The sequence below is a fragment of the Sphaerospermopsis sp. LEGE 00249 genome, assembly GCF_014299995.1.
Classification (GTDB): domain Bacteria; phylum Cyanobacteriota; class Cyanobacteriia; order Cyanobacteriales; family Nostocaceae; genus Sphaerospermopsis; species Sphaerospermopsis kisseleviana.
On sequence record NZ_JACJUZ010000007.1, the window covers coordinates 43,829 to 55,812 of the forward strand.

Consider the following 11,984-nt stretch of genomic DNA (forward strand, 5'->3'; position numbering starts at 1 on the left):
CAAACCTCCCAAAATGATTAATTAATATCTGCTGACTTTTCAGAAAGTGTGAGCAGAAATGATAAATTAGATTCAGCCTGTAACGCATGAGGGGCATTAGCAGGCATAAAAATAAAAACTCCAGGTTCGAGTATAATTTCTTCTCCTGATAAAGTTAATAAACCTCTACCTTCCAAAACATTGACAGTAGCATTGCGTGTAGAGGTATGTTCAGAAATTTCCGTATTAGCTGCTAGACAAAAGAGAGTATATTGACAAACTGTATCTTTTGCCAGCACCTTGCTTAAAATTCCCTCACGGGGATATTCAATGTGTTCCTGTAATCGAGTGACAGTAGGATTCATATCAATAGCGTTGAACCTATCAATACCATCTAATAAATGCTAACAAAATGAAGTTGGAAATTTCCCACATCATCACCCAAAAGAGCCTCAACTATGGCAATCTGATAAACATAACCCCTGGCAATCTGATATTTTAGCTACAGAAAATCTACCTGTTGAGGCTATGCAAACCCTACCACCCCTTGAAACTAACAACATTACATCCAGTCAACCCGTCTTTGACACCACCATCAAACGCCGCAAAACTCGTCCTGTGAAAGTGGGAGATGTCACCATTGGCGGAGGCTACCCTGTGGTGGTACAGTCAATGATTAACGAAGATACCCTCGATATTGATGGTTCTGTAGCAGCTATTCGTCGTCTTCATGAAATTGGCTGCGAAATTGTCCGCGTTACAGTTCCTAGTATGGCTCATGCCAAAGCCTTAGCAGAAATTAAACAGAAATTAAAGCAAACTTACCGTGATGTTCCCATTGTTGCCGACGTACATCACAATGGCATGAAAATTGCCCTGGAAGTAGCTAAACATATCGAAAAAGTACGTATCAATCCAGGGTTGTATGTATTTGAAAAACCCAACACCAACCGCACAGAATACACAAAAGCTGAATTTGACGAAATTGGCGAGAAAATCCGTGAAACCTTAGAACCCTTGGTAGTTTCCCTAAGAGATCAAGGTAAAGCTTTGCGGATAGGAGTCAATCATGGTTCGTTAGCAGAAAGAATGCTATTTACCTATGGTGACACCCCAGAAGGAATGGTAGAATCTGCCTTAGAATTTATCCGCATTTGTGAATCTTTGGATTTTCGCAACATCGTTATTTCGATGAAAGCCTCAAGAGTTCCCGTCATGGTAGCCGCCTATAGGTTAATGGCCAAACGCATGGATGATTTAGGCATGGATTATCCTTTACATCTGGGTGTAACCGAAGCCGGAGATGGGGAATATGGCAGAATTAAATCTACTGCGGGAATAGCTACATTATTAGCCGATGGTATTGGTGATACAATTCGCGCATCTTTGACAGAAGCACCAGAAAAAGAAATTCCCGTTTGTTACAGCATTCTGCAAGCTTTAGGTTTGCGGAAAACAATGGTTGAGTATGTCGCTTGTCCTTCTTGCGGAAGAACTTTATTTAACTTAGAAGAAGTGTTACACAAAGTCCGGGAAGCAACTAAGCACCTAACAGGTTTAGATATTGCTGTCATGGGTTGCATTGTCAATGGACCGGGAGAAATGGCGGATGCTGACTATGGTTATGTAGGTAAAAATCCTGGGTTTATTTCTTTATACCGTGGCAGAGAAGAAATCAAAAAAGTTCCAGAAGATCAAGGTGTAGAGGAATTGATCAATTTAATTAAAGCTGATGGACGTTGGGTAGATCCTTAATTTGGGGAATGGGGAGTCGTAGGGGCGAAGCATTCGGAAAATAACCTTTTCATAAAATTGAGAATTGGTAGCCCGAATGCTTCGCCCGTAGAGGAGTCGGGAGAGAAATATTTTTCCCCTATCACCCATCACCCATCACCCATCACCAATCACCAAATCCTGTGTTAGATTGGGCATACTGACAATAGATTTTCCCTCTGACATAGATGTCATTATGGTGATTACAAAAAGTAGACTTGTTTTAGGTGCTACAGCAGTGACGCTTTCTACAATTGCTGTTACTAGTCTTGGTATTAATTCCCGTGGTCAGGCTTTGTTTAAAGCAAGTCCCAAGGAATTGGTAGACGAAGTATGGCAAATTGTTTACCGTCAATATGTAGACGGGACTTTTAATCAAGTAGATTGGCAAGCTGTTCGTAAAGAATATTTAAGCAAGTCCTACAGTAATCAGCAGGAAGCTTATACATCCATCCGGGAAATGCTGAAAAAGCTAGAAGACCCTTATACCCGGTTTATGGATCCAGAGGAATTTAAGAGTATGCAGGTTGATACCTCTGGAGAATTAACAGGTATTGGTATCACTATCAGTCAGGATGAAAAAACAAAGGAATTAGTTGTAATTTCCCCTATTGAAGATACACCAGCCTTTAAAGTAGGAATTTTAGCTAAAGATGTCATCTTAGAAATTGATGGCAAAAGCACTAAAGGCATGGATACAAACCAAGCTGTATCTTTGATCCGGGGTGAAGCGGGAACTCAGGTCAGACTGAAAATTCTGCGAAATGGTCAGCAAAAAATATTTGACATCACCAGGGCGCGAATCGAAATTCATCCGGTTAAGTTTGCTGAAAAACCAAGTCCAGCAGGTAATATTGGCTACATCCGACTGAATCAATTCAGTGCTAATGCTGGCAAAGAAATGAGAGATGCGATTAATAAGTTAGAAGCTAAAAACGTCACTGGTTACGTTTTGGATCTGCGTGGTAATCCTGGTGGTTTATTATTTTCCAGTATAGAAATCTCCCGGATGTGGTTAGATAAAGGTACGATTGTTTCCACTATTGATCGTCAAGGTGAGCAAGAACGGGAAATAGCCAGAGGACGTGCTTTAACTAATAAACCTTTAGTAGTGTTGGTGGATAAGGGTTCAGCCAGTGCTAGTGAAATCCTGTCCGGTGCTTTGCAGGATAATAAGCGGGCGACGATAGTAGGTACACAAACTTTTGGTAAGGGTTTGGTACAATCTGTGCGTCCGTTGGAAGATGGTTCTGGTTTAGCGGTGACTATTGCTAAATATCATACTCCTAGCGGTAAAGATATTAACAAGCATGGTATTGACCCTGATATCAAAGTAGATTTAACTGATGCCCAAAGACAAGATTTGTGGTTAAGGGAACGTGAGAAATTAGGTACTTTAGAAGATCCCCAATTTGCTAAAGCTTTGGAAATTTTAGGTAAACAAGCTGCTCAAAATACTACAACAACTAATAAGAATTAAATTGTCAGGAGTCAGGAGTCAGTAGGGGTTTAGCAGTGCTAAACCCGTACAGGAGTCAGGGGGAAAAGTGGGCAGCTTTTGATGGTTTTAATGTCTATTCTTTGGATTTTCTTCCCCTTTTGATCCCTGAATCCCTTGATTCAGTTTTGTATTTATATGCTTAATGGCACGCTGCGGGAACAGCAGACGTTACTTATTTTGTTATTTATATAGTATAACCAGTTGCCAAAAATACGACAAGTATGTTAATCTACTTAGAGTATATTTAAACATATTATCATTACTTTATACTGTTAATTCCTGTACTGGTGATGAATAACAGTCATTTATTGATGGGGCGGATTTTTGCGCGATGTCCTATTGTATCAATCCTCACTGTGCCAAACCTGCTGATCCTGCAAATGTCAATAACCGCTTTTTAAGTAAATTTGCGGTTTTGTTTTGACACATTAAAATATAAACTGGTAATCAAAAATAGTAAAAGAAATCACCTATGTTTAACCAGACTAAAAAAACTAATCACGTATCCAGCCATAAAAACTTTCTAAGTAGTAGAATAGCTGGAAAATTAATTTCTGCATTGCTTATAGCTTCTCCGATTGTATTTACTCAATCGGTTGCTGCTTCTCCCAGTCGAACAAAAGTTGTTGCACAAATGACTTGTACTGGTGTTGCTGGTTTACCTGTTATTTACCCAGAGTATTATGGTCGAACTCGTTCTGGATTAGATATATGGATATGTGTGGAAACTGGATCAGGTCGTCAGGCATTTCTTATGGTCAATCCTGGTCCTTATGCTGTAATCGTATGTAATATGCTGGAATGTCAAGTTGTTGATTGGACATACTAGAATGACCAAGTTAGATTGCTTGTCTGAAGTTGATCCTACAGGTAAAATTTGGGAAAAGCATCGAGTTAATGCTGATAAAATTGCTGATTTTTACGCCAAAGCGGATGATGAGACTTTTAATGATTATGCTTGGCGTTTAAAAAGCTGTTCTGAGTGGCTAGAGTTTCGCTTAGTACCAGAAGAATCAGCAGACACTCTCAAATTAAAATTAACTAATGCGCGATTTTGTCGAGTGCGTCACTGTCCGGTTTGTCAGTGGCGACGTTCTATGATGTGGAAAGCAAAAGCTTATCAAATTCTCCCGCAAGTTGTTACAGATTATCCTAAATACCGTTGGTTGTTTATCACTCTCACAGTCAGAAATTGCCAAATTGAAGAACTCAGAGAAACCTTGGACGAAATAAACAAAGCTTTTAAACGTTTGTCAGAATTGAAAGCATGGCCAGCTAAAGGTTGGGTAAAGTCTGTAGAAGTCACCAAAGGTAAAGATGGAATATCAGCACACCCACATATACACCTTTTAGCGATGGTTAAACCTTCATATTTCAGTCATGGCTATATTTCTCAAGCTAAATGGGTATCATTATGGCAGCAGTGTTTAAGGGTTAATTATCAGCCAGTAGTTGATGTGAGAGCGATCGCAAAACACCATGATCCAAAGGTGCTAATTCCTGAAATTCTGAAATATCAGGTAAAAGAGTCTGACTTATTGGATGATAGGGAATGGTTTCTGGAGTTAACCCGTCAACTACACAAAACTAGAGCGATCGCAGTTGGGGGAGTCCTCAGACATTACATGAGAGAATTAGAGGAGAAAAATCAAGACCTCATTGGTGACAGTGAAGAGATAGATGAGGTGACAGGTGATAGTTTATATTTCGGATGGAATAGAAGATTACATCAGTACATAATAGAGGAATAACTAAGATTAGTCAAGATAGTGACTATCGGGTAAATGCGGGGGTTTCAGCCCTCTGAAAAAGGTAGCTGATTTTCTCAGAAGATAGAGATTATAAGCAGAAAAACGGGGATTAGGATATTGAGAAGCAAGATAAGAATAGAAAGAAACAGGTGCAATAAACCAGATACGTTTAGAACCATCCCTATAGATATGTTCATCAATGACATGAAGTGAAGGAAGCCAAGAAAGAAAAAGAGGATGTGTAAGAAAGGCATGAGAAACATAAAGTCTGCCAACAGGAATACCATCAAATTTGGAATAACGGGTGAAAATAGAAAACTCAACAATCATTGAAACACCTCAAATAAACAAAATGATTTTTAAAATGAAATAATTTTTTCTTCACAAACAAAGAGGCGTTAGCCTTGTAGATAAATAGAAGAAGAAAGAAGATGCGGAAAACAAAATTGTGGGTATTGGACATAAAAAACTCCCAATTACATAGTGTTGTAGTAAATGAGAGTTTAAAATTACCTTCACTTGAAACTAATAAATATTTTCCAAAGAATTTCATGAACCAAAAATTATCTCACCAAATTAATGGATGATCTATTGCATTTAGGAAAATGGAAAGGCTTATAATGTAAAATTAAGGAGAAGAAAGTGAATATTCACTCACAAATAAATGTATATGTAAATTCCTAGTCAAAAAATATCGTGTTTGTGTTCAAAAATGTATACCTAACTACGACATTACAACGGAGATTTTCTCATGACACTAGCATACATCCTGACAGAAAGTGATAAAGATATAGAAATTTTACAGAAATTGCTACCAAAAAATTTAATTCAAGATATTAAATTTATAGCAGGTGCAAGTTCTTACAGAGCGCGTTCTTTAGCTAGTTCACTACTTGCGACTCAAAAAATACCTGTTTGTCTTGTTATAGATGCAGATACAAATAACCAATCTAAAGTATTTGAAAAGAAAGATTTAATTAATTATATGTTAAGTCAAGTATCTTCAGGTATTCCTTTTCAAATCTCCCTTGCTACTCCTGAAATAGAAATTATATTTCTCCAAAATAAACCATTAATTGAAAAAATCGCCCAACGTCAATTTAATGACTTAGAATGGCAACTTGCCCAAAGTAAACCCAAGGAATTTTTAGAAACAGTATTAGGTAAAGAAACATCAATCAATGATAAAATATTTAGCAATATCAATGATCAAGAAATTAAGATATTACAACAACATCCATTAATACAAGAAATAATCACCTTCTTATCATCACTTACCCCGTCTGTTGTGGCAATTAACTAACAATTTTGTAGGTTGGGTTGACGCAAGAAAACCCAACAATAACAGACTAATTTATAATTAATACTTAACTAGACAATAGGAAGAAACTCTATTCTGTCTTGATACTCATTATCTAGTGATCCTTCAGCTATCAGTAATAATTGTTCAATATTTTCACCAACACTTAATTTTGGATTAAGAATGAAAATTCCTGGAATATGATGACCTTGAGCGATATGATCTGTTAAATGAACAGGCATAGATTTACGATTATTAGTTACGAGAACAAAGTTATTTTCCTCACACCAAATCAAAATTTCTGGGTCAAGAGTTCCCTTTTGTGGAGTAGTCAAATCTCCCACTGCTAGGATAAATAAATCAGGGTTTAGACGGCGTAATTGAATGGTATAAATTGGATTAACATTTTCATCAATGAGATAATTAAGCGCCATGACTTTGCAACAACATTTTTTCAGCTTTTAACTTACGTAATTTTTCCACAACAGGGTTAGGATTGCGACGCTGTTCTTCTCTCATTTTATCACCCCATTCCAACCAATCTTTTATGTATTCATCTACTGATTGTTGATTATGCAAATAGTAAAGAATCGTCGCATAAACCTGTTCTAATGTTAGTGATGTATAGGTTTTAGCAATCTCTTCAGGAGTTTTCGCATGGAAAAGATAGTCAAATAAAATGGTTTCAATTCCCACTCTTGTACCTTTGAGTCTAATATCATCGGGAGCTAGAAAATTAAAGTATTCTTCAAGTTGCATAGTTAGTTAAGTCTCAATTGCTGTTACTGTATCTTAATTTTATTTTAGAATATTATCGGTTATGTTGAGTGATACTTTTTAACCATAAGGGTAACTATCAAGATAGAAAAAAGAAGTCGAGGATCTGATCTTTCTAGAATTACTCATCTACAATTATAAAACTGGATCTCACCTTAAAAACCGCAAGATTTCCGCAATAGTAAAGAGTAAACCCCTTGACACCACCTGAAAACCCTGTTATGCTAATCTTGATGAGGAAGAACTATCTTCTGTGCATAAGCAATTACAAGTATTTTCAAATAAGTAAGGGCGAAGCATTCGGAAAGAAAATCAATGGTTTCAGGGATAACTTATCCCCCGAATGCTTCGCCCCTACTCTGCGTGTCTGCGTGAGAAAAAATAGAAAAAAATAGGGGCAGCTTTCACAACCACCCCTAAAACAACTTGTAACTTAACAACTACTCAGCACTAGCTAAAGTGGGAGCAGAAAAGATTTGAGAATATAAACTTGTAGGTTGTTGACGAGCGATCACAGGCAACACTTGACGGGCATGAGCCGCAACTTCTACAGTTTTTACATCGTATGTTTCTGTCACCAACTTAGGATAGAAACCAATACCGATGATAGGCAGTAACAAACAAGCAGTGATGAACAACTCACGGGGTTTCACATCAGCAACTACAGTATCTAAATGTAACTCTTCACTTTGCTTACCGTAGAACACCTGACGCAACATAGAAAGTAAATAGACAGGTGTTAAAATCACACCCACAGCAGATAAGAAAATAACTACAACCTTGAAACTAGAACTATAAACGTCGCTAGTACCAATACCCAAGAACACCATCAACTCACCCACAAAACCACTCATACCGGGTAAAGCTAAAGAAGCCATTGCACCAGCAGTAAACAGAGCGAAGGTTCTGGGCATTACCTTAGCAATACCACCCATTTGGTTCATCATTAAAGTATGGGTGCGTTCATAAGTGACACCAGACAAGAAGAATAAACTAGCAGCAATTAAACCATGAGAAACCATCTGTAACACCGCACCACTAATACCAATTTCGGTATAAGATGCAATGCCTATTAACACAAAACCCATGTGGGCAATAGAAGAGTAAGCTAAACGGCGTTTGAGGTTGGTTTGAGCAAAAGCACAACAAGCACCGTAAACAATATTAACTACACCTAAAATTGCTAGAACTGGAGCAAAAACAGCGTGGGCATCACCTAACATTTCCATGTTAAAGCGAATTAGGGCATAACCACCCATTTTTAATAACACACCAGCTAAAATCATTGAACCGGGTGCAGATGCTTCACCGTGGGCATCAGGCAACCAGGTATGAAAGGGGAAAATAGGTAATTTTACACCGTAAGCAATTAAGAAACCTGCATAGAGAGCTAATTCTAACAGTTGGGGATATTCTTTAAGTCCCAATTCTGTCATGTTAAAGGTGAAGTGATCACCATAAAACGCCATTGTTAAACCAGCTACGAGAATAAATATAGATGCGGCTGCTGTGTAGAGAATAAATTTAGTAGCTGCGTAACGGCGGTTTTTGCCTCCCCAAATAGAAATCAATAAATAAACTGGTACTAATTCAATTTCCCACATTAAGAAGAATAATAACAAGTCTTGAGCCAGGAATACACCTAATTGGGCGCTATACATTACCAGCATTAAGGCATAAAATAAACGCGGCTTATTGGTTACTTTCCAAGCCGCGAATATAGCTAATGTGTTAATTAAACCTGTGAGTAATACTAAGGGCATTGATAAACCATCAATTGCTAATGCCCAATTTAAACCAATTTGAGGTATCCAACTATAGGTTTCTGTGAGTTGTAAAGCGGAACTTTGGAAATCGTAACCTTGCCAAACCGCATAAATCATTAATGCTAAATCTGCAAAAGCTACTCCTAAACCATACCAGCGAATGGTTTTACCGTCTTTGTCGGGAATGAGGGGAATGGCTAAGGATGCCACTAACGGCAAAAAAATTATGGCTGATAGCCAAGGAATTTGTATCGGATTCATCACTGTTGACAATCAATTTTGCATTTTTCTTTTAATTAGATTATATTAAGAAATCGTTACTTTTGTAAACACATTTCTTAACATAATTTCAATCTAGGTAATAAATAGTAATAAATAGTAATAAATACTTACTAAAATTGCCTAGCCGCTATTCTAATCATAAATTTTTGTAACGTCAACAAAAAAGCGGCTAAATTGGCCGCCATTTTCAGATATAATTTTTCTCCTCATAAAATTTTAACAGCGATATAGACTCAGCACTAACTTTGACACTGAGAACAAAAATGACTAGAACGCCCACCTAGTTTAATACGCTGGATGATATTACTACAAACTTTACAAGGCTCTCCAGCACGGTTGTAAACCCATGCTTCACCGCCATAATTGCCGTTAACACCTTTAATATTAAGGAAATTACTAAAAGTTGTCCCACCTGCGGCAATACTGGCGGATAAAACATCAATTATCGCTGTTCTTAAAGGTGCTATTTGTTTTTTATCTAAGTCTGTACAGATGGTGGTAGGTAAGATGCCACTTTTAAATAAAGCCTCATCAGCATAAATGTTACCTAATCCTGCTACTATTGACTGGTCTAATAAGGCTGTTTTAATCGGACGACGGACTTTTTGCAGTTTATTTGCTAAATACTCAACTGTAAACTCTGGGGAAAATGGGTCTACTGCTAGTTTGGCTAAACCTGTAATAATACTTTCTACAGGTACATTCCCAGGAACATACCACATTTGCCCGAAGGTGCGCTGATCTACAAAGCGTAATTCTTGCTGATCTCCAAAAAATAATCTTACTCTTGTATGTTTGTGTAAGGGTTCATTTCGATTTAACCATAATAATTGCCCTGTCATTCGCAGATGAACGCCTAACCAGGAAAAAGGGGAGAGTTCAGCTAAAAGATATTTACCGCGACGATGCCAAGATGTAATGGTACTGGTTTTAATTTTTTCTATAAATTCTTCAACAAAAAAAGGGTGGGCGATGGTGCGTGGTAGCAACACATCGCCCCCCGTAATTTCTTGATTTAGGGTTAATTGATTTAAACCCCGTCGTACTGTTTCAACTTCAGGCAGTTCAGGCATTTTCAGAGTAATGATTGCTGGGTGTTTAGTTTAGAGTCATACCTCAACCGTAGATTAAGGGCATGGAACCAGCATATTTAGTTTACTGCTTTTCCATGTTTTTATACTCAATTCTCAGCACTCAGGACTCATGACTGTTGTATTGCTTACTTTTTAGCAGCAGGTTTAGCTTTGGGTGCTTCCACTTCTACTAATTCATCTAAAGCAAAGTTGTTGGTGTTAACACCAGCGTAATTAACACTGGGGAACCGGACAATTACAGGGTACTTAATTCCGCTTTGATCTACAGTAGCAACAGTACCTACTTCTTGAAACCAGTAGGACTCAGGGCGGAGAATACGTACTTTGGAACCACGTTGAACCATGATTATCTTCCCTTTGAATGTTCAATTGAGAATAAATTAGGGCTATTTGATTTCACTCTACAACTAGAAGGTCTTTACTAGCGTATTTGTTAAGTTATTTGTCATAAGTTAGGGAACTGGGGACTGGTGACTGGGGACTGGGGACTGGGGACTGGTGACTGGGGACTGGTGACTGGTGACTGGTGACTGGTGACTGGTGACTGGGGAAGATGAATAACCTAATTACCAATTACCAATTACCCGAAAAAGTATCAAACCCTACTTGACAAAGTACCTATAATAGAATAATGTCGTTCGCAAACACTTTTTGCGAATAAATTGCCTATGCCTTTTAAGCTTTGCTTAACACAAAGACACTCCCCTCGTTACCTCTGCCAATACGCAGATCATTGTCTAGATAAGTGATGTCCAACCATCCTTGTTGTTGGTCGCTGTTGATGGAAAAATCAAAAGCGGTAAATTTTTTGCCTGATTCAATTTGTTGGATAAACGTTGCAGGTGATTTGTAGGCAATTAACCTTTGTAAGCCAAAAATAGAACGTTGAAATTTGACTTGGACTCGACGTTCGGAAACAGGTTCAAATTTAGCAGCTACGCTAACTAATCCTTCCAAAGACGGTAGTCCATAAATTTCAGCAATGTTATAAACACTTTTAGTTTCGACTCGAATACATTGGTAAATTTGACCAAGTTTACAAAGAGGGAAACGATCCAGGTTTAATAAGGCCTTGCTGGTGGTGTAAAGTAATCGCCAATCACCTTCTAGTAAATGGCTGGCTTGCATTGGGCGGGGTGTGGGGTTAAAGTCTTCTAGACTGGCGATCGCTGCTAGGATAGCCTGTTTTTGGGTTTCAGTTGCCAGTAAACCCCGGTTTGTACCAGCAATTGCATCTAAAAGCGTATTTTTTGTTACCATAACTCTTGACCTCAAAATATAGCTATGAAATCAGGATTAACAAGGGTTAAATGTTATATGTATAGGCTGGTGTAATCGTCGAAGAATAGCTTGCTGTTTGGCATAGGGCTATTAAATAAATTTTTGTGTTTAATTCGGATAGATCAATCAAAGAGTTGAATCATTAACTAAATTATCCCGTATCAAATGATAGACTCTTAATGTCCAGAACTTGTACCTTTTTCTGTCTTCGTTGATATGTTAAATTCTCCCCTAAATGAGCAACCCCGGAACCAAAGAGCTACTGTAATTCCCTTGAAGCAAAAGTCTTCGATGTTGGACTGGTTGCAGTCTAGCGGTCGTCTCATCGCTCGTGACTTTAACGAATCGACTTTTTCGGAGCCTGAAGAAGAAATATCCGATTTTTTGGCGGGAGAAGATGGAATTGGCGACCTTGACTATGATGATGATGGCGATATCAGTATAGATGAGGACTAGTCTTGAGGACTGTGGGGACTGGGT

Annotated in this window: 16 protein-coding genes; 7 read left to right on the plus strand and 9 right to left on the minus strand. The window is 38.0% G+C overall.

The genetic code is table 11. The features are described 5' to 3' along the window. Nucleotides 1–17 precede the first annotated feature (17 nt). Nucleotides 18–344, minus strand: coding sequence for a cupin domain-containing protein (locus H5968_RS04205; protein ID WP_187038914.1), 327 nt, complete (start codon nucleotides 342–344; stop codon nucleotides 18–20). 163 nt (nucleotides 345–507) lie between these two features. Here H5968_RS04205 and ispG point away from each other — a divergent pair, with 163 nt between their 5' ends. The 5 genes from ispG to H5968_RS04225 all read left to right on the plus strand — a co-directional run bounded on the left by ispG (nucleotide 508) and on the right by H5968_RS04225 (nucleotide 5,004). Then, nucleotides 508–1,734, plus strand: coding sequence for a (E)-4-hydroxy-3-methylbut-2-enyl-diphosphate synthase (gene ispG, locus H5968_RS04210; protein WP_096570327.1), 1,227 nt, complete (start codon nucleotides 508–510; stop codon nucleotides 1,732–1,734). Between the two features lie 214 nt (nucleotides 1,735–1,948). After that, nucleotides 1,949–3,232 (plus strand): carboxyl-terminal processing protease CtpC, encoded by a 1,284-nt coding sequence (ctpC, locus tag H5968_RS04215; protein ID WP_187038915.1) that lies wholly within the window; start codon nucleotides 1,949–1,951, stop codon nucleotides 3,230–3,232. 352 nt (nucleotides 3,233–3,584) lie between these two features. Then, entirely contained in the window at nucleotides 3,585–3,677 is a 93-nt protein-coding gene (locus H5968_RS26035) for a 4-Cys prefix domain-containing protein (RefSeq protein WP_370569744.1), read from the plus strand. A 135-nt stretch (nucleotides 3,678–3,812) separates the two neighbouring features. Further along, nucleotides 3,813–4,082, plus strand: a complete 270-nt coding sequence (locus tag H5968_RS04220; protein ID WP_187038916.1) for a hypothetical protein — start codon at nucleotides 3,813–3,815, stop codon at nucleotides 4,080–4,082. Nucleotide 4,083: 1 nt separating this feature from the next. Then, on the plus strand, nucleotides 4,084–5,004 hold the full coding sequence (locus tag H5968_RS04225) for a protein rep (RefSeq protein ID WP_187038917.1): 921 nt from the start codon (nucleotides 4,084–4,086) through the stop codon (nucleotides 5,002–5,004). Nucleotides 5,005–5,010: 6 nt separating this feature from the next. Here H5968_RS04225 and H5968_RS04230 read toward each other — a convergent pair whose 3' ends face one another. Next, the gene (locus H5968_RS04230; protein WP_187038918.1) at nucleotides 5,011–5,334 is read right to left on the minus strand and encodes a hypothetical protein; all 324 of its coding nucleotides are present in this window, start codon (nucleotides 5,332–5,334) and stop codon (nucleotides 5,011–5,013) included. Nucleotides 5,335–5,755: 421 nt separating this feature from the next. Between H5968_RS04230 and H5968_RS04235 the strand changes: the two genes are divergently transcribed. Beyond that, complete coding sequence (locus H5968_RS04235; protein ID WP_187038919.1) at nucleotides 5,756–6,307, plus strand: hypothetical protein; 552 nt, start codon at nucleotides 5,756–5,758, stop codon at nucleotides 6,305–6,307. A gap of 68 nt (nucleotides 6,308–6,375) precedes the next feature. Here H5968_RS04235 and H5968_RS04240 read toward each other — a convergent pair whose 3' ends face one another. The 7 genes from H5968_RS04240 to H5968_RS04265 all read right to left on the minus strand — a co-directional run bounded on the left by H5968_RS04240 (nucleotide 6,376) and on the right by H5968_RS04265 (nucleotide 11,483). After that, nucleotides 6,376–6,738 (minus strand): DUF5615 family PIN-like protein, encoded by a 363-nt coding sequence (locus tag H5968_RS04240; protein WP_187038920.1) that lies wholly within the window; start codon nucleotides 6,736–6,738, stop codon nucleotides 6,376–6,378. Beyond that, nucleotides 6,728–7,063 (minus strand): DUF433 domain-containing protein, encoded by a 336-nt coding sequence (locus H5968_RS04245; RefSeq protein WP_096570316.1) that lies wholly within the window; start codon nucleotides 7,061–7,063, stop codon nucleotides 6,728–6,730. The genes H5968_RS04240 and H5968_RS04245 overlap by 11 nt, the downstream gene beginning before the upstream one ends. A 458-nt stretch (nucleotides 7,064–7,521) precedes the next feature. Then, nucleotides 7,522–9,108, minus strand: coding sequence for an NAD(P)H-quinone oxidoreductase subunit 4 (locus tag H5968_RS04250; RefSeq protein WP_187038921.1), 1,587 nt, complete (start codon nucleotides 9,106–9,108; stop codon nucleotides 7,522–7,524). Nucleotides 9,109–9,368: 260 nt separating this feature from the next. Next, on the minus strand, nucleotides 9,369–10,202 hold the full coding sequence (locus H5968_RS04255) for a DNA-formamidopyrimidine glycosylase (RefSeq protein WP_187038922.1): 834 nt from the start codon (nucleotides 10,200–10,202) through the stop codon (nucleotides 9,369–9,371). A gap of 146 nt (nucleotides 10,203–10,348) precedes the next feature. Then, nucleotides 10,349–10,567 carry a photosystem I reaction center subunit IV gene (locus H5968_RS04260; RefSeq protein ID WP_096570310.1) on the minus strand — a complete coding sequence of 73 codons (219 nt, stop codon included), beginning with the start codon at nucleotides 10,565–10,567 and terminating at the stop codon, nucleotides 10,349–10,351. A 94-nt stretch (nucleotides 10,568–10,661) separates the two neighbouring features. Further along, on the minus strand, nucleotides 10,662–10,796 hold the full coding sequence (locus H5968_RS25460; RefSeq protein ID WP_255427045.1) for a hypothetical protein: 135 nt from the start codon (nucleotides 10,794–10,796) through the stop codon (nucleotides 10,662–10,664). Between the two features lie 102 nt (nucleotides 10,797–10,898). After that, nucleotides 10,899–11,483 (minus strand): PAP/fibrillin family protein, encoded by a 585-nt coding sequence (locus H5968_RS04265; protein ID WP_187038923.1) that lies wholly within the window; start codon nucleotides 11,481–11,483, stop codon nucleotides 10,899–10,901. A gap of 237 nt (nucleotides 11,484–11,720) precedes the next feature. On the opposite strand from H5968_RS04265, the gene H5968_RS04270 reads away from it, so the two are divergent. Further along, nucleotides 11,721–11,960, plus strand: a complete 240-nt coding sequence (locus H5968_RS04270) for a DUF3134 domain-containing protein (RefSeq protein WP_187038924.1) — start codon at nucleotides 11,721–11,723, stop codon at nucleotides 11,958–11,960. Nucleotides 11,961–11,984 lie beyond the last annotated feature (24 nt).

What these genes read in the sequence shown, in the direction of transcription:
- ctpC (WP_187038915.1), top strand. Translation starts at nt 1,949, where the DNA reads ATGGTGATTACAAAAAGTAGACTTGTTTTAGGTGCTACAGCAGTGACG.
- ispG (WP_096570327.1), top strand. Translation starts at nt 508, where the DNA reads ATGCAAACCCTACCACCCCTTGAAACTAACAACATTACATCCAGTCAA.
- H5968_RS04270 (WP_187038924.1), top strand. Translation starts at nt 11,721, where the DNA reads ATGTTAAATTCTCCCCTAAATGAGCAACCCCGGAACCAAAGAGCTACT.
- H5968_RS04240 (WP_187038920.1), bottom strand. Translation starts at nt 6,738, where the DNA reads ATGGCGCTTAATTATCTCATTGATGAAAATGTTAATCCAATTTATACC.
- H5968_RS04250 (WP_187038921.1), bottom strand. Translation starts at nt 9,108, where the DNA reads ATGAATCCGATACAAATTCCTTGGCTATCAGCCATAATTTTTTTGCCG.
- H5968_RS04230 (WP_187038918.1), bottom strand. Translation starts at nt 5,334, where the DNA reads ATGATTGTTGAGTTTTCTATTTTCACCCGTTATTCCAAATTTGATGGT.
- H5968_RS04265 (WP_187038923.1), bottom strand. Translation starts at nt 11,483, where the DNA reads ATGGTAACAAAAAATACGCTTTTAGATGCAATTGCTGGTACAAACCGG.
- H5968_RS04245 (WP_096570316.1), bottom strand. Translation starts at nt 7,063, where the DNA reads ATGCAACTTGAAGAATACTTTAATTTTCTAGCTCCCGATGATATTAGA.
- H5968_RS04235 (WP_187038919.1), top strand. Translation starts at nt 5,756, where the DNA reads ATGACACTAGCATACATCCTGACAGAAAGTGATAAAGATATAGAAATT.
- H5968_RS04205 (WP_187038914.1), bottom strand. Translation starts at nt 344, where the DNA reads ATGAATCCTACTGTCACTCGATTACAGGAACACATTGAATATCCCCGT.
- H5968_RS26035 (WP_370569744.1), top strand. Translation starts at nt 3,585, where the DNA reads ATGTCCTATTGTATCAATCCTCACTGTGCCAAACCTGCTGATCCTGCA.
- H5968_RS04255 (WP_187038922.1), bottom strand. Translation starts at nt 10,202, where the DNA reads ATGCCTGAACTGCCTGAAGTTGAAACAGTACGACGGGGTTTAAATCAA.
- H5968_RS04225 (WP_187038917.1), top strand. Translation starts at nt 4,084, where the DNA reads ATGACCAAGTTAGATTGCTTGTCTGAAGTTGATCCTACAGGTAAAATT.
- H5968_RS04260 (WP_096570310.1), bottom strand. Translation starts at nt 10,567, where the DNA reads ATGGTTCAACGTGGTTCCAAAGTACGTATTCTCCGCCCTGAGTCCTAC.